We start from the raw sequence: 21,523 nt of genomic DNA, 5'->3' as shown, positions 1-21,523 counted from the left end.
ACGGACTACAAAAACTAGGTCTTGGGCAGCGTCACACCGTGCTGGCCCTGATACTTGCCACCACGATCCTTGTACGAGGTTTCGCATTCCTCGTCGCTCTCGAAGAACAGCACCTGCGCGCAGCCTTCGCCGGCGTAGATCTTGGCGGGCAGCGGCGTGGTGTTGGAGAACTCCAGCGTCACGTAGCCTTCCCATTCGGGCTCGAACGGCGTGACGTTCACGATGATCCCGCAGCGCGCGTACGTGCTCTTGCCTAGACACACCGTCAGCACCGTGCGCGGGATGCGGAAATACTCCATCGTGCGGGCCAGCGCGAACGAGTTCGGCGGGATGATGCACACATCGCCCTTGAAGTCGACAAACGACTTCTCGTCGAAGTTCTTCGGATCGACGATGGTGCTGTTGATGTTGGTGAAGATCTTGAATTCGTCGGCGCAGCGGATGTCGTAGCCGTAGCTCGACGTGCCGTAGGAGACGATGCGGCGCCCTTCGGATTCACGCACCTGGCCGGGCTCGAACGGCTCGATCATGCCGTGCTGCTCGGCCATGCGGCGGATCCACTTGTCGGATTTGATGCTCATGGAGCGTCCAGATACCTTGGATGAACAAATGGGGGCAGGCTTCGCGGTGCGAAAACTGTCCCCATTTGGTCACGCCAGCAGGCCGGCCCGCGGCTGGGGCCGGTTTGGAACGCGGATTGTACTCCCAAACCTGTGACGGAAAACCCCGTAGCGGCCGATGGCTTGCGCGGGCCTTATCCGAACAAACGCCGGCAGATCAGCGGCCGGATTCCGCCGGCTGGGGAAGCTCCCCGCGCGGCCCGACCGTGCCGGCCACCTCCAGCTCGGCCACAAAACGATCCCGCCCCGTATAGAGCAGAAAGTGCCGCCCAGTGCACCGCGCGAACAGCGTCAGGTTGACCCGCTGTGCCATCTGGTGGCCCATCTGCGTGACGCCTGAGCGCGACAGCAGAAACGGAATGCCCATCTGCGCGCCCTTGATGACCATCTCGGAGGTCAGGCGGCCGGTGGTATAGAAGATCTTGTCGCCGCCGCTCAGTCCTTCAAGCCACATGAGGCCGGCAATGGCATCCACGGCATTGTGGCGGCCCACGTCTTCGATGAAGTGCAGCAGTCCGCCCTGCGCATCGAACAGCGCGCAGCCATGCACCGAGCCCGCTTGCTTGTAGATCGACTGCTGCAGGCGGATGGTGTCGACCACCCGGTACAGCGTGGTCTGCGTCATGCGCGCGTCGGGGGGCAAATGGATGGCGTCGATTTCGTCCATCAGCGAGCCGAACACGGTGCCCTGCCCGCAACCGGTGGTCACGGTGCGGCGGGCGGTCTTCTCATCCAGGTCTGCAATGCCGCCGCGCGTGGTGACGGCAGCCGATTCGGTTTCCCAGTCGACCTGGATGGAGGCGATGTCGTCGATGCTGCTGACCAGGCGCTGGTTACGCAGATAACCGAGTACGAGCGCTTCAGGCGCGCCGCCCAGCGTCATCAGGGTGACCAGTTCGCGCTTGTCGAGGTAGACGGTGAGCGGGCGTTCACCGGGGATGTAGACATTGCGTGCGCGGCCCAGCTCGTCGAGCACTTCAACCTCGTCGAGCAGTGGAACGGAAGCGTTGGTCAGTTCGGGGCGCAGCGGCATCAATGTCTTCGTTCAAATAAAAATGCGCACGGCAAGCGTGCGCATGGTGCGGCTGGTACCTGCGCGGGAGCAGGTACCGCGTGCGGGCGATCAGTTCGCCACGATCACGCCGCAGGCGATGCGCCCGCCGGAATTGCCGGTGGGCTGGGTCATGTAGTCGTCCTTGCCTGCGTGGACGATCAGCGCATGGCCGACCAGGCTGGTGGGCCCAGGCGACAGCGTCACGCCGGAAAGAACGATCGAGCCGACGGCCTTGCCGTTGGCATCAGATTGCAGCATCGGGATATCGCCAGCATGGTGCGCGCCGCTACGCGGATCGCCATGCTGCTGGCCTGTCGGGTTGAAGTGGCCGCCGGCGCTATTGCCATCCGCCGACGAGCAATCGCCCTTCTCGTGCACGTGGAAACCGAACATACCGTTGGCCGGCAGGCCCGAAATATCCACAGCCATGGCAACCCGATTGTCGCCCTGCTGCGCCAGCTTCACGCTGCCCTGCACGGTGCTGCCGCTCTTGGGCGCCAGCACGGCCGAGGCCGCCATGCCCGAATCGGCCGCCTTGGCCGTCGATGCGGTATTCGATGCGCAGCCAGCCATCAGGCCGATCGCGGCGAGTGCAATCACGAGTTGCTTCATGTGTCACCTCCAGTCAGGGTTCACTCGGGGAGCGGACGATTGTACTGCCGGATGATGAACACGCAACATTGGCAACAACGGTTCACCCTTTGGCCGCCGGTGCAGATGCTGGAGGCACCGGCGCAACAAACGGCCCCGGATCAACGCACGGCGCGCCCGGTTGCGTATGCGCAGCCTTGCCGCCAGCCTGGTAGGACGCCGCCACCTTGTCCTGGGCCTTGCACGTCTGGAACGCGGCTACCTTGTCGCCCCAGGCTGCCTTGGCCTTCGCCGCATCCGCCTGTGCCTTCTGTTCTTCCGTCGGTGCCGGCAGCTTGGCGCCGGCCAGTCCGCTTGTCAGGCTCAGCATGGCGGCAGCAAGTGCCATACCTGCGGCGCGGCTCGGAGCGGATGCATGCATGGTGAGATTCCTTGAATCGGTTGAGGTCGATGGCGTCATGACTTGGCGGGCTGCTCGCTCGGCGCTGGCGGCACAGGCGGTTGCGACCGCTGCGCGGGGATCTTGCCGGCTTTGACGTCGTCGTACCAGAGCTCGTGGTGCTCCTTCGCCCAGGCCTCATCGACATAGCCATCACGCATGGCGCGGTAAGCGCCTTCCATGCCGATCGTGCCCATGTAGATGTGGCCCAGCGACATGCAGATCATGCCAACCGCCGCGATCGCGTGAATGACCTCGGCGAGTTGCATCGTGCTGCGGTAGTAATCCACGCCCGGGACAATGCGATCGAGCATCCAGCCCGAGGCCGACAGGACCAGCCCGAACACGACGAGGCCGCCCCAGAACCAGAGTTTCTCGCCGGCATTGAAGCGGTGCGACGGCACTTCGGCGCCATGCTCTCCGGCAAACATGCCGCCCAGGCTCAGCAGCCATTTCAAATCACCGCTGCGCGGCAGGTTGTCCCGCACCCACATCACGAAGGCCACGATGATGCTGACCGTGAAGAGCGGCCCCACCAGGTTGTGCAGGTTTTTCAGCACATATGTCAGCCAGCCGAACAACTGGTGGCCGAGGACCGGCAACAGGAAATGCTTGCCCCACAGCATGACGATGCCCGACACGCCGAGCGTGACGAACGAGATGGCCATCGTCCAGTGCACGTAGCGTTCGGTGGGTGTGAAGCGCTCGATCTTGCGGCCGGTGGGCGCCTCCTTCAGTGGAATCGTGCCGCGCCAGAGGAAAAAACCCAGGATAAGCAGCGGCACCAGCACCACGAGCCAACCGCCCCACACGGTGATCACGCCATTGCGGAACAACCGCCATTTTTGCCCTGTGCGCTGGATCAGCACGCCGGCTTCGAGCCCGGGAATGCTGGCGTAATGCGCCTTATCAGAGTTCACCTCACGCCAGACAGGCGCGTTGTTGCCGGGTTGCGTGGTGCGGCGGCCGGTCTGGTCGTGCGCCTCCTTGGCGAGATCGCGCTTTTGCAGATCAAACACGTTCTCCGAGACGATGTTGGAGAACGGCTGCGCCGGTTGTACGGCCGGATTGACGGGCGCGTTGTTGGCTACCGGCGCACTGGCCGGCTGCTGCGCGCTCGCCAATGCTGCTGCGCCGCCGAGCAACACGGCCATCACGAGATGTTTCCAGGAAGTGCCCATGGACGAACCTCCGCTCGTACGTGTCATGGCGTCACGGCGTCTTGTTGTACTCGTTCTGGTACTGGCCGCGCGCGCGGATCTGGTTTTCCCAGCTCGTGCGGTCACCGGGTGTCCAGTTCTTGGCCATGAACGGATCGCCTTCTGCACCCTTGTAGGCTGGCGCGTCGTCCTTGCGGTGCGAGGCAAATGCGGTTTGCGAGCGTTCACCGCAGGCACCGAGCAACAGCGCAGCGCCAAGGGCGATCAGCAGACTGGTCGATCGGGCTCGGGCGGTCATGATTGCGCTCCCGGCGTTGAAGCAGGCGCGGCGGGCGCGGCAGGGGTAGCCGGCGTTGCTTGGCTGCCCTTACCTTGCGCACCGCCGTAAGCCGTGCCCCACCCGAACAACTCCGCGCCCTTCCCGCGTTTCATGACGCGATTGCGCAGGATGTCGGAAATCACATCGCCATCTCCGCCCAGCAGCGCCTTCGTCGAGCACATTTCCGCGCAAAGCGGCAGCTTGCCTTCGGCAAGGCGGTTGCGCCCGTACTTCTCGAACTCCTCCTCGCTGCCGTTCTTCTCGGGGCCGCCGGCACAGAACGTACACTTGTCCATCTTGCCGCGCACGCCAAATGTGCCCTGGCTCGGGAACTGCGGCGCACCGAACGGGCACGCATACGAGCAATAGCCGCATCCGATGCAGACGTCCTTGTCGTGCAGCACCACGCCGTCTTCGGTGCGGTAGAAGCAGTCGACCGGGCAGACCGCCATGCACGGCGCATCGGAGCAATGCATGCACGCCACGGAGATGGATTTCTCCGCGCCGATCATGCCGTCGTTGATGGTGACCACGCGGCGCCGGTTCACGCCCCAGGGCACCTCGTGTTCGTTCTTGCAGGCCGTGGCGCAGGCGTTGCATTCGATGCAGCGCTCGCTGTCACAGATGAATTTCATGCGTGCCATGTTGATCTCCCCGTCCTTATGCGAACCGCTCGATCTGGCAGACCGTCGTTTTCGTTTCCTGCATCATCGTTACCGAGTCGTAGCCGTAGGTCGTGGCCGTGTTGACGGCCTCGCCACGCACGATCGGGTGGGCGCCCTCCGGGTAGTAATCGAGCAGGTCCTTGCCCTGCCACCAACCCGAGAAGTGGAACGGGATGAAGGCGTGGTCGACGCCCACGCGCTCCGTCACCAGCGCGCGCACCTTGATCTGGGCGCCGGTCGGCGTCTTGACCCAGACAAAGTCGTTGTGACGGATACCGCGGTCGGCTGCAGCCTTTGGGTTGATCTCGACAAAGTTCTCCTGCTGCAGCTCGGCGAGCCACGGGTTGGAGCGCGTCTCCTCGCCGCCGCCCTCGTATTCGACAAGTCGGCCGGACGTGAGGATGATCGGGAATTTCTCGTAGACCTTGTTTTCGATATTGCGCTGCTGCACTGTCTTGTACAGCGTGGGCAGGCGCCAGAAGGCCTTCTTGTCGTCGTGCGTGGGGTACTTGGCGACCATGTCGGGCCGCGTCGAATACAGCGGCTCGCGATGCTGCGGAATGCCGTCGGGGAAGTTCCACACGATCGCGCGGGCCTTGGCGTTGCCGAACGGGTGGCAGCCGTGCTTCATCGTCACGCGCTGGATGCCGCCGGACAAATCGGTCTTCCAGTTCTTGCTTTCAGCGGCCTTCTTCTCTGCGTCGGTCAGGTCGTCCCACCAGCCGAGTTTCTTGAGGAACACGTGATCGAACTCGGGGTAGCCTGTCGTCAACTCCGAACCCAGCGAGAACGAGCCATCTTCGGCCAGCAGGTTGACGCCGTCGCGTTCCACGCCAAAGTTGGCGCGGAAGTTGCCGCCGCCTTCCATCACATGCTTGCTGGTGTCGTACAGGTTGGGCGAGCCGGGATGCTTGAGTTCCGGCGTGCCGTAGCACGGCCAAGGCAGGCCGAAGTAATCGCCGGTGAGGTCGTAGCCGGTTTCGGCATCCTTTCCGCCCTTGCAGCGCAGCGTACGCACATCAAACAGATGCATGTTGCGCATGTGGGCCTTCAGGCGTTCCGGCGATTGCCCGGTGTAGCCGATCGTCCAGTTGCCGCGATTGATTTCACGCAGGATCGACTCGATCTCCGGCTCACGCCACGTCATGCCGGCGCGCTTGTATTCAGTGATCTTGTAGTTCTTCGACAGCTCCTTGCCGAAGCCGAGGCGATCGGCAAACGCCTGCATGATCACGTGGTCGGGCTGCGATTCGAACAGCGGCTCGATCACCTTCTCGCGCCATTGCAGCGAGCGGTTCGATGCCGTGCATGAGCCCGACGTTTCGAACTGTGTTGCGGCCGGCAGCAGGTAGACGGCACGGTTCGGATTGGGCGGCGTGCCGTCGGCGGCGGGCATGTTGGCCATGGCCGCCGTGGCCGACGGGTATGGGTCGATCACCACGAGCAGGTCGATCTTGTCGAGCGCACGCTTGATGTCCATCCCGCGCGTTTGCGAGTTCGGTGCGTGGCCCCAGTAAAAGACGGCGCGAACGTTGTTGTCCTGATCGATCAGGTCATTCTTCTCGAGCACCGCATCGGCCCACCGCGAAACCGTGGTGCCCGATTTTTCCATCATCGCCTGCGAGGCGAAGCGGCCTTTGATCCAGTCGTAATCGAGCCCCCACACGGAGGCGAAATGCTTCCACGCGCCCGCAGCGAGGCCGTAATAGCCTGGCAGCGAATCCGGATTGGGCCCGACGTCGGTCGCGCCCTGCACGTTGTCGTGGCCGCGGAAGATGTTTGCGCCGCCGCCCGACTTGCCGATATTGCCCAGCGCCAGCTGCACGATGCACGATGCGCGCACGATGGCGTTGCCGATGGTGTGCTGCGTCTGGCCCATGCACCACACCAGCGTGCTGGGGCGGTTCATCGCCATCATCTCGGCGACCTTGTGGACCTGCGCTTCCGGCACCCCGCACACCTCTTCGACCTTGTCCGGCGTCCACTTGGCGAGCACTTCCTCGCGCACCTTGTCCATGCCGTAGACTCGGTCGTGGATGTACTGCTTGTCTTCCCAGCCGTTCTTGAAGATGTGATACAGCACGCCGAAGAGGAACGCGATATCGGTGCCCGAACGAATCCGCACGTATTCATCGGACTTGGCCGCTGTGCGTGTGTAACGCGGGTCGACGACGATGACCTTGCAGCCCGTTTCCTTGGCATGCAGCAGATGCAGCATCGATACCGGATGCGCCTCGGCCGCGTTCGAACCGATGTACAACGCGCACTTGGCGTTCTGCATGTCGTTGTACGAGTTCGTCATCGCACCGTAGCCCCACGTGTTGGCCACGCCGGCGACGGTGGTGCTGTGGCAGATGCGTGCCTGATGGTCGCAGTTGTTGGTGCCGAAGAACGACACCCACTTGCGCAGCAGATACGACTGCTCGTTGCTGTGCTTGGATGAACCCACGAAGAAAAACGAATCCGGCCCGGTTTCCTGGCGGATCGTGTTCATCTTGGCGACGATCTCGTTCAGCGCCTGCTCCCAGCTGATGCGCTGGTAACGGCCATCGACGAGCTTCATCGGCGTCTTCAGGCGGTATTCGCCGTGACCATGCTCACGCAGGGCGGCGCCTTTGGCGCAGTGCGCGCCCAGGTTGATCGGCGAGTCGAATACCGGTTCCTGCCGCACCCACACGCCGTTCTGCACGACGGCATCCACCGAGCAGCCGACCGAGCAGTGCGAGCACACCGTGCGGCGCACAACGATGTCGCCCTTGCCTTCGGCGGCGTGTGCCTCACCCACCACCGATTTCTTCACCAGCGAAAGCTGCGTCGCGGCCAGCCCAGCGCCAACGCCGATGCCGGAGCGCTTGAGGAAGGTGCGGCGGTCCATGGTCGGCAGTGCGCCGGCCAGGCTGCGGGCCAGACTGCCGGCAAGCGATGCGGCGCCCTGGCCGTTTGAACGCCGCGCCGGTGCGGCTTTGGTGTCCTGTACCGCCGGTTTGCGGGTCAGAAGCATGAGGTCACCTGAGGATGTGGGATGCGTGCAATGACGATGGAGCAGGAGCGGCGCGCATGCGACCGCGTCAGATCCACGTCGTCTTGTAGTACTTGCGGATGTGTTCGCTCAGACGGTAACCGGTGGCGCCGTCATCAGCGGCGTCAGCCGGTGGCGAGGCGGAGGCGGCGGGCGCTTGCACCAGATGGCTGGCCGTAGCGGCCGTGCCTGCGGCGGCAGCGGCCAACGCGGTGCCCATCAGGAAGCGGCGGCGCGTGGGGCCGGATTCAGCGGAATCCGCCTCGGGGCGGGCGTGAGGGACGGTGTTCGGACCTGGCATTTCGATGCTCCCCGGCTCATTCAAACCGATGACCGAATGTAATAGGAATTTTCGAACACATTTTAGGAGTAACGGCATGAGAAAACCATGCCCAAAACCCCTCACCCCGGGATTTTCCTGACGATTTACCGATGAATTTTTTCAATGAGTACGGTTTGAACCGGTCCGCCGTGACGCGGACGGGGCGCGACTCTTGGCCGACCTCTCAATTTTTAGGCAGTCGGCCGCATTGCGGTCACGCCAATTCCAGCGCGAGCCGCTCGACGTCGAAAAACGCCTTTGCCAATCCCGCCACGTCGGCATAAAACGCGGCGCGCGGATGCTGCGATACAGCATCACAAGCCGTATCGACCCACGGGGCCAGATGGCGCTGGAAAAAAGCGCGCTGCTCTTCGATGCGCGCAACGGCAACATCGTCGCCGGCGATGAGGTAACGCATGACCTCGCACAGCGTAGCGAGGTGATCTTCCGTCTCCGTGACGCCCTCGGCGCGCTCCAGGCCATAGCGGCGCAAATCATCGCGCAGCACCACGAGCGGCTTTTCGTTCATGAAACCGGCCTGGTAGTACGAGCCGTACAGGAACACCTCCGGCTTGCCGATGCCGATGAAGAGCTCGGTGTATTCGTCGTCGGCCTGCACGGCGGTCGTCTTGCCGGCGCGGGCGACAAGCTTTCGCCACGCCTGGGTGAGTGCGCTGCTGGCGGCAGCTTCCGCATCGGCCGGGGCGATATCGCCATCGCCGACCGGGTCCAGCGGTGCGGCGGCAATGCGCTGCAGCAAATCGGCGTCTGCCGCTTGGAAGAACAGCGTGGCCAGCAGGCCGTACAGGTCCGCACGAGCGAGATCCTCGGCGCTGTCGGCAGGGGTGGCGGCGGGCTGGAATTGCAGGGGCTGGGCGTCGGTCATGGAATCAGAGATCGGCTTGAATGCGCGGCTTCAATGCGCGGTTTTCAGTGCGGGGCGCCGGGGCGTTCGCCGTGCTGCATCATGTCGATCACGCGGCAGTCGCTGCACATCTTGAGGCGCTCGGCGGCGGCGCCCGAAAACGCCGGGTGCGCGCCCAGCTTGGCCAGCATCGTCGTGACCATCTGCGCGGTGCCGAACGGCTTGTTGCAGCGGATGCAGTGGAACGGCTGGGCCTCGTTGAGCGTGACCGATTGGCGGGCTTCGGCCGACAGGTTCAGACGCGGAACGAGGGCGATGGCGCTTTCCGGGCACGTGGTTTCGCACAGGCCGCACTGGACGCAGTTGCGCTCGATCATGGCCAGCACGGGGCGCTCGGCCTGATCGCGCAGCGCCTGCGACGGGCACGCGCCCACACAGGCCATGCACAGCGTGCAGCTTTCGCGATTCACGGTGATGGCGCCAAACGGTGCCCCTGCCGGCAGCGGGATGACGGCCTCGGTGGCCTTGGCGTGGCGCGCAAGATGGTCGAGCGCGAAATCCAGCGTCTCGCGCTTGGCGGCGGCCACCGCAAACGTGGCGGCCGGCATGTCACGGCGAAAGCCGCGCAGCGGGCCCGAAACGTCAGCGCGGCCCAAGCGCGCGTCGAGCGCAGTCGCATCCGCCACGTCGATCAGCACTACGCCCACCTCATCCGCCGGCTCGCCAAGCCCTTGCATCAGGGCCTGCGCCACGGCAACCTGCTCGGCGAGCATCGCGCGGTACTGCGGTGTGTCGTCTTCCGTCAGCAGGATAGCGATGCGCGCGGCGCCGTAAGTCAACGCTGCAAGCCACAGGTCCAATCCCGTCGATGCCGCGTGGAAGACCTCGACCGGCAGCACATTCACCGGCACGCCCTGCGCCTTGCCGATACGCGCGGCCCGGCCAAGTTGCTCGATCAGCGTGCGGCCGCGCCCACCGTTATGCAGCAGAACCACAGCATCACGCCCACCCGCCGATGCATACGTGCTCAGCAGGGTCTTGAGCTTGCGCCCCTGGTAAGGCGCGCTGGGATAGGCATAGGTGATGGCGCCGGTCGGGCACGCGGTCGTACACGCGCCGCAGCCCACGCACAGATTGGGCGTGACGTGCACGCTGCCGCGGCCGTCCTTCCACTGCGACGCAATGGCCGACGCAGAACACACCTGCACGCAAGCGTCGCAGCCCACCTGGCCGTTACGCCCGTGCGCGCAGATGGATTCCTTGTATTGGAAGAATTTGGGCTTCTCGAACTCACCCACCATTTGCAGCAGTGCCAGCGATGCCGTCAATTGACGGCCTGCGTCTGCGCCGGCGTGGAAATAGCCCTGCGGCGGCTGATGCTGCGCAAACGCTGGCGCATCGTTCAAATCGAAGATCAGGTCGAACTGGCCCGAGAGCGCCTGCGGTGCATCCACGCGGCTGAAATCGATGGCCATCGCATCGCCGCATGCTTTTACACACGCGCGATGGTCTCGGCATGCGTCCAGATCGATCTGGTAAAGCGCGTCGATGGCGCCTTCGGGGCAGACATCAATGCAGGCGTTGCAGCGGGTGCAGCGGTCCAGGTCGATCGGATTGCGGTTGCGCCACTGCACTTCGAACGTGCCAAGCCAGCCCTTCACCTCCTGCAGCTCGCCTGCTTGGACGGGCCAGCGGCGCTCCATCGGCGGGACAAGCAGACCCTTTGCGCGATCACGCCCGGTGACGAGCACCGTCACGCTCAGTTGGTCGGCCAGGCGTTCGGCCCACGGCATCGCCCGCTCGGCAGGGCCGACGATCAACACGTTGCCGTCGGAGTGGTAGTCGACCACGGGCACCGGGTCCGGCGCCGGCAACCCTGCCACGGCCAGCAGCGCCGCAGTCTTGGCACGGAAACCGCGCGCATCGCGCTTGGCTCCCGCTGACCACCCGCCCGTTTCGCGCACGTTGACGAAATGGATTGGCGCCGTCACGCCCTCGTGCTGTGCGGCCACTTCTGCAAACAGTGCCTTTTCCTGCGTGCACGCGACGATGACGTCTTCCGTGCCCTCCAGCGCCTGCGTGAACGCGCCGATCTCGCGGCGGCACAGCAGGTGGTGCGTCTTGCCTGGCGCGTCGATGACGGCGTCGGACGCGCGCAGGGCGTCGCCCACCGCATCGGCATCGATCGGCATGGTGTGATTGCAACTGCAGAGCAGCGTCGGCATGGATTTGTGCGTGAGCGCCCACGTGCATGGCGCAGGCTGTGGAGACATGGCCGCTCGGTCTTTGCCGCGCGGTCTTCTTTTTTATTCTACGGACGGCGGCTTAGCACCGCCATGCGGGGTTGCCTGGGCGGGGCCGTCCGGGAGGGGCGATTCGGCATCGGCAGGTTCCCGCGGCATCTCGCCGGTCACAGCGGGCGAGGCGGGCGAAGGGTCCGATACCGGTTCGATTCCTGTCGGCGCAGCCGCCTCCTCTTCCAGCGGCTCGAACAACCGCAATCCCACCGTATGGCGCAGCTCGCGCAACATCTCAGGCGGGATCGGGTCGGGCTGCGAATAGTCGTCGATGTAGGTATCGAGCCCGTCCATCACATTGAAGTGCGGATCGGCGAAGAGCTTCTTGAGCGCGGCACGCTTGACGGTTTCGTCCACCCCGTGCGCGACGAAGGGCGCGAAATCATCGGATGGCGTCAGCTTGGCGGCGTCTTCCAGCGTGAGCGGTGGCGGCGCCTCGGGCGGGGGCTCGGGCGGCGACACTTCGGGCACCACGGCGGGTGCCGGCTCCGCGGGCGGGGCCGCTTCCGGTTCGGGTTCGCCGCGCCGCTCGGCGGCCTTGCGGCGTGACCAGCGCGAGAGGAAAGTTTCGTCGCTCACGTCAGCTTCGCTCAGAACTTTGCGCGGTCTTCCGGCGGCAGGAACGACTCCGGCCGGCGCCGCTTCTTCGGCTCAGGCCGGTAGTTTTCGGCCACGTACGCCTGCAGCCACTCCAGCGCCGCAGCGTCCAACGGCACGTTTTCGACCGTCTCGCCACCGTCGAGCCAGCGGCCAGCCTCGTTGTAGCTCAGCGAAACCGTATGCGGAATCGCGCGGCCTTCGTCAGCGGTGCCCGATTCGCCCAGGCGCCACAGCACAAACCAGCAGGGCGCGGCGGAGGTCACGTTCAAGTAATAACCCTCAGCCTCGTCGCGAAATAGCGTGACGGAGAAGCCGGGCGTGAGCCAGCGCTCGTCGCCCTTCTCATCGTCGGCGTGATCCAGGCAGCGCGGTGCGGTGCCGTATTCGCCCAAGTCAGGCACAACAGCCTCCAGCCGCCACTGGAACGGCTGCCAGCGGTTGGCCGTCGGGCGGCGGCACAGCACCACCGCCACCCGCACGGACGGGCGCTCCGTCTGACGATCGTTGGGCAACGGCTCGCTGGCATCCATGGTTTTTCGCTCAGGTGTTCTGCACGACGATCGACGGGAACTTGCTCGTCATGTCCTTCGCCTTCTCGGCCACGGCAATGGCGACGCGGCGCGCGATCTGCTTGTAGACGCCAGCAATTGCGCCGTCGGGATCGGCCACCACGGTCGGACGGCCCGAATCGGCCTGCTCACGGATGGACAGATTGAGCGGCAGGCTGCCCAGGAACGGCACGTTGTACTGTTCGCACATTTTCTCGCCGCCGCCGGCGCCGAAAATGTGTTCAGTATGGCCGCAGTTCGGGCAGCAGTAGACCGCCATATTCTCGACCACGCCGATGATGGGAATGCCCACCTTCTCGAACATCTTCAGGCCCTTCTTGGCGTCAAGCAGCGCGATGTCCTGCGGCGTGGTGACGATCACCGCGCCCGTCACAGGCACCTTCTGCGACAGTGTGAGCTGGATATCGCCCGTGCCCGGCGGCATGTCGACGATGAGGTAATCCAGGTCGCGCCAGTTGGTCTGCTTGAGCAGTTGCTCCAGCGCCGAGGTCACCATCGGACCGCGCCAGACCATCGGGTTGTCCTGCTCGATCAGGAAGCCGATCGAGTTGGCCTGCAGGCCATGGCCTTCCATCGGTTCCATCGTCTTGCCGTCGGCCGAGTCAGGCTGGCCCTGGATGCCCAGCATCATCGGCTGGCTCGGACCGTAAATATCGGCGTCCAGAATACCGACGTTGGCGCCTTCCGCCGACAGCGCCAGCGCGAGGTTCACGGCAGTAGTCGACTTGCCCACCCCGCCCTTGCCCGAAGCCACGGCGATGATGTTTTTCACATTCGGCATCAGGTGCACACCACGCTGCACCGCGTGCGCGACGATCTTCATCGACACCTGCACGCTCACATTTTCGACACCTTGCACCTGGCGCAGCGCCCCGATCACCAGCTTGCGGATCGGTTCGAACTGGCTCTTGGCGGGGTAGCCGAGTTCCACGTCGAGCGACACCTCGCCGCCATCGACCCGGATGTTGCGCGCCGATTTGGACGACACGAGGTCGCGCCCGGTATTGGGATCCACCACGCCGCGCAGCGCTTCGGTGATCTGTTCGATGGTTACGCTCAACATTTGCTCCACAAATCTAATGCGAATGGGGGACGGGCCAACGGTGACGCGGCATGAACTTTGCGGCGCCCTGGCCACTCTACGTACTGTTTTGCTATTGTATTTTGCCGGCGCGTCGTTCGTCCGATTCCTCCCCCAATATCCCTCTGATGCGCCGGATATCGGCAAACCCACAAGAACCGATCCCGTTACTCGTAGGAGAAACCATGAAAGCCAAGCTTATTTCCGTCTCGCTGATCGCCCTGCTGGCCGCAGGCTGTGCGACCGAGCAGCAGAACCAGACCGCCATGGGCACCGGCGTTGGCGCGGCCGTGGGCGCTGGCATCGGCGCGCTGGTCGGCAACGGCAAGGGCGCCGCCATTGGCGGTGCGCTGGGCGCGGCAACCGGTGCAGCCGTCGGCTACAACTGGGGTGCCATCAAGTCCAAGCTGGCTGGCGATACGGCCGGTACCGGCACGCAAATTTCAGAGCAACCCGACGGTTCGCTCAAGCTGAACATTCCGAGCCAGGTTTCGTTCGACACCGACAGCGCGGTAATCAAGCCGTCGTTCCGCGGCCCGTTGGATAGCGTGGCACAAACGCTCACGCAACATCCGGAATTGGCCGCCAATGTGGTCGGCCATACGGACAGCACCGGCAACCCGAACTACAACATGACGCTGTCGCAAAAGCGTGCGCAGAGCGTGGCGAGCTACCTGACGGACCGCGGCGTGGCCCGTAACCGTCTCTCGGCTGAAGGCCGCGGCCAGAACCAGCCCGTTGCCGACAACGCCACGGAGGCCGGCCGCGCCCAAAATCGCCGCGTCGAAATTTATTTGAAACCAATTCAGGGCTAACCCTGTCATAGAAAACAGGTGCCGCTTGCCACACGTTGCTGGCTCGCGATGCGTGGCTGACCTCCCGGGCGGTACCTGATTTCTCCTCCTTTTCCGTTGTGGAAAGCTGCGCCGGCTCTGACCGGCGCTTTTTTTTTGGGTCACACCGTGCGCGGCATCGTGACGCATAGGCCAACCCCACGATCACACCCGCGATTCCGCAGATTCCTCTCTGACGGGCTCGCCGCCGCCGGGCGCGCTAAAATATGCGTTTCTCCGCGCGCCGCGCCCTGATCGCGGCCTGCCCGCACTTTTCTGGCTCGCTCATGTCCGAACGTCGCATCCTCGTCACTTCCGCCCTGCCCTATGCCAACGGGCCGATTCACATCGGCCACCTGGTCGAGTACATCCAGACCGATATCTGGGTGCGCTTCCAACGCATGCGGGGGCATGAGACCTACTACGTGGGTGCCGACGACACGCACGGCACGCCCGTCATGCTGCGCGCCGAGAAGGAAGGCCTGACACCGCGCCAACTGATCGAACGCGTCTGGACGGAACACAAACGCGACTTCGACAACTTCCTCGTCTCGTTCGACAACTACTACAGCACCGACTCCGACGAAAACAAGGAGCTGTGCCAGAGCGTCTACCTCAAGCTCAAGGAAGCCGGCCTGATCGACGTGCGCGAGGTCGAGCAGTTCTATGACCCGGTCAAAGAGATGTTCCTTCCGGACCGCTTCATCAAGGGCGAATGCCCGAAGTGCGGCGCGAAAGACCAGTACGGCGATTCATGCGAAGTGTGCGGTGCGACGTACCAGCCGACTGACCTGAAGAATCCGTATTCCGTGGTGTCGGGCGCGACGCCGGTGCGCAAGTCGTCGGAGCACTACTTTTTCAAGCTGTCTGACCCGCGCTGCGAAAACTTTCTGCGTGAATGGGTAGCCGACCTGGCCCAGCCCGAAGCGACCAACAAGATGCGCGAATGGCTCGGCGACGAAGGCGAGGCCAAGCTGTCGGACTGGGACATCTCGCGTGATGCGCCGTACTTCGGCTTCGAGATTCCGGGCGCGCCGGGCAAATACTTCTATGTGTGGCTGGATGCGCCGGTCGGCTACTACGCCAGCTTCAAGAACCTATGCGCCAAGCGCGGTCTGGATTTCGACGCGTGGATCAACGAACACTCGACCACCGAGCAGTACCACTTCATCGGCAAGGACATCCTGTATTTCCACACGCTGTTCTGGCCGGCGATGCTGAAGTTCTCGGGCCACCGCACGCCGACCAACGTGTTCGCGCACGGCTTCCTGACCGTGGACGGCGCCAAGATGAGCAAGTCGCGCGGCACGTTCATCACCGCACAGAGCTACATCGACACTGGCCTGAATCCGGAATGGCTGCGCTACTACTTCGCCGCCAAGCTGAACGCGACGATGGAAGATCTGGATCTGAACCTGGACGATTTCATCGCGCGCGTGAACAGTGATCTGGTCGGCAAGTTCGTCAACATCGCCAGCCGCTCGGCCGGCTTCCTCGTCAAGCGCTTCGAGGGCCGCGTGAGCGATGCCGCGCTGGGTCATCCGCTCATGGTGCAACTGCGCGAAGCCGCCCCGCAGATCGCCGATCTGTACGAAAAGCGCGAGTACAGCAAGGCGCTGCGTGCCGTGATGGAACTGGCCGACGCCGTCAACGCCTTCGTCGACACCGAGAAGCCGTGGGATCTGGCCAAGGACGAGGCCAACCGCGAAAAGCTGCACGCCGCGTGCTCGGTCGCGCTGGAAGCGTTCCGCCTGCTGGCCGTGTACCTCAAGCCGATTCTGCCGACTACGGTCGAGCGCATCGAAGCGTTCCTCAACGTTGAGCCGCTGACGTGGCGCTCGATCGATTCGCAACTGTCGTCGGCCAAGCCGATCCAGCCGTACTCGCATCTGATGACGCGCGTTGACAAGAAGCAGGTGGATGCGCTGGTGGAGGCAAATCGTCAGTCCCTGCAGGCCACCGCCGATGCCCCGGCTGCTACCGCCAACGGCGCTGCCGCCATCGAGCCGATGGCCGAGACCATCACCATCGACGACTTCGCCAAGATCGACCTGCGTGTGGCCAAGATCGTCGCCTGCCAGCGCGTGGAAGGGTCGAACAAGTTGCTGCAGCTCACGCTGGATGTGGGCGAAGGACAGACGCGGAATGTGTTTTCTGGCATCCAGTCGGCATATGCGCCGGAAGATCTCGTGGGCAAGCTGACCGTGATGGTTGCCAACCTCGCCCCGCGCAAGATGAAGTTTGGGATGTCGGAGGGGATGGTGTTGGCGGCTTCGGCGGCTGATGAGAAGGCTCAGCCTGGGCTTTATATTCTTGAGCCGCATTCGGGGGCGGTGCCAGGGATGCGGGTGCGTTGATTTGGTTTGAGGGGGGATGGGCCTTGGTGGTCCACTTCCCTTTCGTTCCCTGCCGGGACCGACTTACTTTTCTTTGTCTTGCCAAAGAAAGTGAGTCAGCCCCGGCAGGGGATGAAACATGGGATGCACCACAAGAACATCCTCAGGGCGAAGGGCGAAAGCCCAAACCGCAATCAGCTACGCCCCATTCAACCGATCATCACTCCGCGAAGTCGTCGTAACCCGCCCATCCGTCCCAAAGTGCACATTGAAGAAAGCCCGCTCTGTCGCGCTTTCCATCCACCGATACCCCCAAACCTCTTCCTGCTTCAGCTTAAACACCTCCACCTTCCCGGGCTTGCCCAGCATCCGGCGAACGTCATCCTTACTCTGCCCAATCCGCACGCGCCCAAAATTCTCGGCGGTCAACACCTGGTCGATCTTCTGCACGTGCCCGTCAGGCCCGATCGTCACCATCCACGTTGAAGTCCCTTCTGGCCCGCGCGGATACTCAAGCTGCCGCGTGCCGCCTTCGTTTTCCCAGATCATCTCGGGCTGACCGGCGGTGGCCCTGACATCGTCTTCGGTGGATTGCCCTGCCACGATGCCTTTGAACAGCAGGTTGTCCGGCTTGGCCGATTGCCACGCCCGCTTGGCGGCATCGCCCGCACGATTCACAGCCTGGTCAACCTTCTGCTGATCACAGCCGAACAACCCCAGCAATGAAGCCAGAATGCCCATGGTGACTCCCACTTGTGCGAGTTGACGAAGATGCGGCATGGAACCCCTCGTGTGAAACGTGTACCCGTCGCCATTCTGGCAGCCGGGCCAATCGATTACCAACGCTTGTTGAACAGGACCGACGCACCGTTGATCGTGCCGCCGCGTGCCACCACAGACCACCGCCGCGAGAACTGCCACGTCAGTTTGACGATGGAGTCGGCCGTCGACAGGCTCTGCTCATAGCCGACGGTGATGCGCTCCGAAATCGCCTTGCCGAGGCTCACAACCTGCGGGTCGGTGAGACCAGCGGTGGACGGCCCGATCGAGAACTCGTCGAGCCCGAAGCGCCGCGCCACGTTCTTGCCTGCCACGTTGCCCAGCAGCCCCAGGGCCGCGCCGGACATCGCCTGCTGCTGGCCCAGGCCGGCATTCGATGCGCTGTAGCCGAACATCAGCCAGGAGAGTTTGTCTTCATCAGGCACGTTGGGCTCGGAGACGAGCTTGACGCGTGGCTGGCGCACCGTGCCGGTCACCTGCACGCCCGCTTCGACTTCCTGGTTGCGCCGCATGGCGGTGATGTTGAACGACGGATTGTTGATCGGCCCGACGAAGTTCAGCACGCCCCGTTCGATGGCCAGCTTGCGGCCGAACGCTTCGTACGTGCTGCCCTCGCGCACGTAGATCGTGCCGGTGCCGCGCAGGGGCACAAGCGGCTCGCTGTGCACGTGCATCTGACCACCAAGTGACAGGTCTGCGCCGGCACCCTTGAAGCGGAAGTTGTCGCCAAAATCGACATCGACATCCACCACCGGGCTGAAGCGGCCAGCCGGCTTTTCTTCGCGCTTGACGCCGCGTTCGGCCTGGTTGCGGGCGGCGTCGGCACGACGGACGATGACCACGTCGTCGCCAAGCGAGGGCGCGCCGTCCTTTGGCAAATCGAATAGGCCCCGGTCGACCTTGAACTTGCCGGTAACGGCCACGCGGTCGTTGTCGTTGGTAATGCGCGCCTGGCCCGACAGCACCAGCGTGCGATCCGGATCGGCAAAGAGTTGCAGCTTGTCGGCAACGATGGAGCCTGCCAGGTTCGGGTTCGCCTCGCCAAGCTGCACGCGTCCCTGCGCCCGCACGGTGCCGTCTCCGCCATGGAACACCACCTCTTGCAGGTCGACCACGTTCTGGTCGAGCGCCACACGCACGACGCCCTTCGTCAGGCGGATGCCCTGGTCGTACAGCGCCACCTCGACGTCCTGGCCGGTCATGAAGCCGCTCACCTTGGGCGCGCCCACGGTGCCCGCAAACGTCAGGCTGGCCGCAAGCTGCCCGTCCGTTGCGACGTCGGGCCCAAGCAGATCTCCAATGCTCTTGAGATGCGGCAGGCTGATCGTCAAACCGCCGGAGAGCGGCGACGAGGGCGCCATAAGCGCCAAAGTGCCCGGGCCAGGATCACGCACGAGCCCGACGCCCGCATCAAGATAAAGGTTGCCGACGCGCGTCGATTGCACAGTGCCGCGCAGCCCGAGGCGCATGCCTTCGCCGCGCGCTTCGACGGTCGCTTCAGTCAGGCCCAGCGGGGTGAAACCACGGCCGGCGTTGATCGACAGGTCGCCGCTGCGCCGGGCGATGCGCGCCGTGCCGGTGGCCGTGCTGCCGAGGTCCAGATCCCACTGGCCGTCGACGACGAGATCCGTGCGCACCGGCGGTGCCTGGCCCGTCCAGGTGCGCACAAGCTCCAGCACCCGCGCAATCTGCAACCCGTCGACGCGGCCGGCGCTGCGCACGTGACCCTGGGTCGATTCGACACGCTCGATGTGGATGGGGGTCTGGTCCAGTGTCAGATCTGCACGACCCATCATCAGGCGGCCCGGGGCCACCGACAGCTTCACAGGAGCCTTGAGCTGCAGGTTGGGCTCGCCCTGCGCCGACAGAGTGGAGATCGTGCCATCCCAACCATCACCGTCCTTGCCGGGTGTCAGCGCACCGTCGCCTGCCAGCGCGAACTTGAACGGCTGGTTGCGTACGTTGCCGTCAGCGTCGGCGCGGAAGCGGTGGGCGCGTCGCGTGCCATCCAGCGTAGCATGCACTTCCCGCAATGACAGGCTCGGGCCCGTCACTCGCTGCGCGGTCAGCTCGAACAGCAATGGCCCGTCGATCCCGTCGCGGATCTGCGCACGGCCGTTGGCGGTGTCGATCTTGTTTCCTTGATAGGCAAGCTGATTGGCGCGGAACGTGGCATCCACCTGCGGGCGCTTGATCGTGCCGGAGACATCGCCGGACAAGGTCAGCGCCCCACTCACCCCAAGCTGCAGGCGGGCGAGTTGCGGCGCATCGACGTCGACATGCATGCGGTCGCCCGCCCCGCCAAAGCTACCCCGCAGGCTGGCTTTGTTGCCGGCCACGTCGAGCTTGGCGTCGCTGGGCAGCAGGCGTTCACCGCGTACGTGGACGTTGCCGTCGCCGGTCATCGGCAAGCCGGCGTAATCGCTATCGCGCACGGCAAACTTGACGGCGGCGTCGATGGGCTCACCGAGCGTGCCGCGCGCATCGAACTCGGCATTGACGCGGCCCTTGGCCACCTTGGCCAGCCGCGACGGATCGAACTCCGCCAGGTTGCCCTTGAAGACGAACGACTGCGCATCGTCGTGCTTGAGCATGCCCGCCAGCGTCAGCCGCGAGCGCCCCAGCGACACCTGGGCGCTCTCCACCGCGACCTGCGCCGCATCCAGCACGGCTTTCGCTTGCGCACGCATGTCGCCGCCCGCCAGATCGAGCGCCACATGCTGCGTGCCGCCCGCAAAATCCACGGTGATGGGGCCAGCGAGTTTCGTCTTCTCCAGCGATGCGTGCAGCGCGTGCAGATCGAGCTGGCGCACATCCACGCGCAGTGCGCCATGCCCCTTCTGCACATCGGCGCCGCCCGTGAGCACCGCGCCGCCCAGCAGCCGCACATCGAGACCGGTGAGTTGCTGATCGTTTTCGTTCAGCCGCACCTGAGCACGCAGCGATTGCAGCGGCAGCTTCTGCTTGTCGAGCGTGCCGGGCTGCGCGTTGTCGATCTGGATGGGGCCCGCCACCGTCAGCGTCTTGGCCTTCTCGTCGGGACGCAGGTCCGCATGGATCGACAACGATGCTTCCGGCGCGCCCGGCGCAAACGCACGCGGATTCACGTGCTCCGCCGACACAACTGCGCGCGACAGAGGCAACGCGCCGAACGGCGTGGCGTCAATCAGCGCCTGCGCAGTCAGCTTGGCCCCGGTGCCGGTCGCCTCGATATGCAGCGCTTCCAACGAGCCCGACAGTTGCGCCGACACCGACGCATCCTGCTTCTGCCCGCTCACCTCGAACTGCGTGGCCAGCGTGGCAGCCCCGGTAAGCGGATACGGGCGCGTACCGGTCATACGCAGCGTGGCGGCCAGTTTACCGGCGGGCGTCTCCATGCCGTCGAGCAGCACGTTGTGATGCGTTCCGTCGGTATGCAGGCTGCCGGCAATCGACTTCAGTTCGGTGGTCGACGTGCCCTGCCGGATGGCAAGGCGATCGACGGCGAGGCGGTCCACATCCAGCGCAAGCGGCAGCACCAGCGAATTGGGCGGACCACTCGGCGGTGTGGGCGGCGTCGGATGCAGGATCACCTCGACATTGCCGGCACGGAGGTACGCGAAATGCGCATGCCACGGGCCACGCGTGATGGCCCAGCGGCCTTCCACATGGTCGATGCGCACTTCCGTGCTGCCCGCGCGCACGTGCAGATCGCGCAGCGACACGCCCTCGCGCACCGTGCCGCCCTCCAGCTTGCCCGACACATAAGCGTTGCCAAAGCGCGTGGCGAGTGACCACAACTGCGCCGTGCCCGATTGCGAATGGATGGCCCAGACCAGCCAGCCGGCCAGCGCCAGCACGATTACAAGGACGAGGGCGACAAAGGCGCCGAACCAGCGCAGCGTGCGACGGCCCCAGCCGCGCTTGGCACGTTCGGAGCGTGGTGCTTCGGGTTGCTTGGGTTGAGGCGTTTGCGGATCGGTCATCGTCATAT

Annotated in this window: 18 protein-coding genes; 2 read left to right on the top strand and 16 right to left on the bottom strand. The window is 64.5% G+C overall.

Annotated features, from left to right (window positions below):
• Nucleotides 1-14: 14 nt before the first annotated feature.
• The 14 genes from dcd to apbC form a co-directional block, all read right to left on the bottom strand.
• The gene (gene dcd, locus ACEN9T_RS13210; protein WP_012762552.1) at nt 15-581 is read right to left on the bottom strand and encodes a dCTP deaminase; all 567 of its coding nucleotides are present in this window, start codon (nt 579-581) and stop codon (nt 15-17) included.
• Nucleotides 582-777: 196 nt separating this feature from the next.
• Nucleotides 778-1,653, bottom strand: coding sequence for a formate dehydrogenase accessory sulfurtransferase FdhD (locus ACEN9T_RS13205; RefSeq protein WP_413707928.1), 876 nt, complete (start codon nt 1,651-1,653; stop codon nt 778-780).
• A 90-nt stretch (nt 1,654-1,743) separates the two neighbouring features.
• Entirely contained in the window at nt 1,744-2,286 is a 543-nt protein-coding gene (locus ACEN9T_RS13200; RefSeq protein WP_092972937.1) for a superoxide dismutase family protein, read from the bottom strand.
• A gap of 82 nt (nt 2,287-2,368) precedes the next feature.
• On the bottom strand, nt 2,369-2,686 hold the full coding sequence (locus tag ACEN9T_RS13195; RefSeq protein ID WP_413707927.1) for a hypothetical protein: 318 nt from the start codon (nt 2,684-2,686) through the stop codon (nt 2,369-2,371).
• Nucleotides 2,687-2,721: 35 nt separating this feature from the next.
• Entirely contained in the window at nt 2,722-3,885 is a 1,164-nt protein-coding gene (locus ACEN9T_RS13190) for a formate dehydrogenase subunit gamma (protein WP_413707926.1), read from the bottom strand.
• A 31-nt stretch (nt 3,886-3,916) separates the two neighbouring features.
• Nucleotides 3,917-4,162 (bottom strand): hypothetical protein, encoded by a 246-nt coding sequence (locus tag ACEN9T_RS13185; protein ID WP_092972931.1) that lies wholly within the window; start codon nt 4,160-4,162, stop codon nt 3,917-3,919.
• Nucleotides 4,159-4,827 carry a formate dehydrogenase FDH3 subunit beta gene (gene fdh3B, locus ACEN9T_RS13180; RefSeq protein ID WP_092972929.1) on the bottom strand — a complete coding sequence of 223 codons (669 nt, stop codon included), beginning with the start codon at nt 4,825-4,827 and terminating at the stop codon, nt 4,159-4,161. The genes ACEN9T_RS13185 and fdh3B overlap by 4 nt, the downstream gene beginning before the upstream one ends.
• A gap of 16 nt (nt 4,828-4,843) precedes the next feature.
• Nucleotides 4,844-7,849: a molybdopterin-dependent oxidoreductase gene (locus ACEN9T_RS13175; RefSeq protein ID WP_413707925.1), complete on the bottom strand. Its 3,006-nt coding sequence runs from the start codon at nt 7,847-7,849 to the stop codon at nt 4,844-4,846.
• 67 nt (nt 7,850-7,916) lie between these two features.
• Nucleotides 7,917-8,168: a ubiquinol-cytochrome c reductase iron-sulfur subunit N-terminal domain-containing protein gene (locus ACEN9T_RS13170; protein ID WP_413707924.1), complete on the bottom strand. Its 252-nt coding sequence runs from the start codon at nt 8,166-8,168 to the stop codon at nt 7,917-7,919.
• Between the two features lie 235 nt (nt 8,169-8,403).
• A complete protein-coding gene (locus ACEN9T_RS13165; protein ID WP_413707923.1) occupies nt 8,404-9,075 on the bottom strand; it encodes a molecular chaperone in 672 nt (223 codons plus the stop codon).
• 44 nt (nt 9,076-9,119) lie between these two features.
• A complete protein-coding gene (locus ACEN9T_RS13160) occupies nt 9,120-11,279 on the bottom strand; it encodes a 4Fe-4S binding protein (protein ID WP_413707922.1) in 2,160 nt (719 codons plus the stop codon).
• An 81-nt stretch (nt 11,280-11,360) separates the two neighbouring features.
• Nucleotides 11,361-11,930, bottom strand: coding sequence for a DUF3306 domain-containing protein (locus ACEN9T_RS13155; protein WP_413707921.1), 570 nt, complete (start codon nt 11,928-11,930; stop codon nt 11,361-11,363).
• An 11-nt stretch (nt 11,931-11,941) separates the two neighbouring features.
• A complete protein-coding gene (locus tag ACEN9T_RS13150) occupies nt 11,942-12,481 on the bottom strand; it encodes a DUF3305 domain-containing protein (protein WP_092972917.1) in 540 nt (179 codons plus the stop codon).
• Nucleotides 12,482-12,491: 10 nt separating this feature from the next.
• Nucleotides 12,492-13,580 carry an iron-sulfur cluster carrier protein ApbC gene (gene apbC, locus ACEN9T_RS13145; protein ID WP_092973028.1) on the bottom strand — a complete coding sequence of 363 codons (1,089 nt, stop codon included), beginning with the start codon at nt 13,578-13,580 and terminating at the stop codon, nt 12,492-12,494.
• Nucleotides 13,581-13,786: 206 nt separating this feature from the next.
• Here apbC and ACEN9T_RS13140 point away from each other — a divergent pair, with 206 nt between their 5' ends.
• Both ACEN9T_RS13140 and metG read left to right on the top strand, forming a co-directional pair.
• Nucleotides 13,787-14,416, top strand: coding sequence for an OmpA family protein (locus ACEN9T_RS13140; protein ID WP_012762565.1), 630 nt, complete (start codon nt 13,787-13,789; stop codon nt 14,414-14,416).
• A 305-nt stretch (nt 14,417-14,721) separates the two neighbouring features.
• Entirely contained in the window at nt 14,722-16,791 is a 2,070-nt protein-coding gene (gene metG, locus ACEN9T_RS13135) for a methionine--tRNA ligase (protein WP_413707920.1), read from the top strand.
• 177 nt (nt 16,792-16,968) lie between these two features.
• Here metG and ACEN9T_RS13130 read toward each other — a convergent pair whose 3' ends face one another.
• Nucleotides 16,969-17,511, bottom strand: a complete 543-nt coding sequence (locus ACEN9T_RS13130; protein ID WP_413707919.1) for a hypothetical protein — start codon at nt 17,509-17,511, stop codon at nt 16,969-16,971.
• A 95-nt stretch (nt 17,512-17,606) separates the two neighbouring features.
• Nucleotides 17,607-21,521 (bottom strand): translocation/assembly module TamB domain-containing protein, encoded by a 3,915-nt coding sequence (locus ACEN9T_RS13125; RefSeq protein WP_413707918.1) that lies wholly within the window; start codon nt 21,519-21,521, stop codon nt 17,607-17,609.
• Nucleotides 21,522-21,523: the final 2 nt, after the last annotated feature.

This window comes from Ralstonia sp. Ralssp110 (assembly GCF_047325135.1).
Taxonomy (GTDB): domain Bacteria; phylum Pseudomonadota; class Gammaproteobacteria; order Burkholderiales; family Burkholderiaceae; genus Ralstonia; species Ralstonia mojiangensis.
This window is presented reverse-complemented; position numbering and strand designations above follow the sequence as displayed.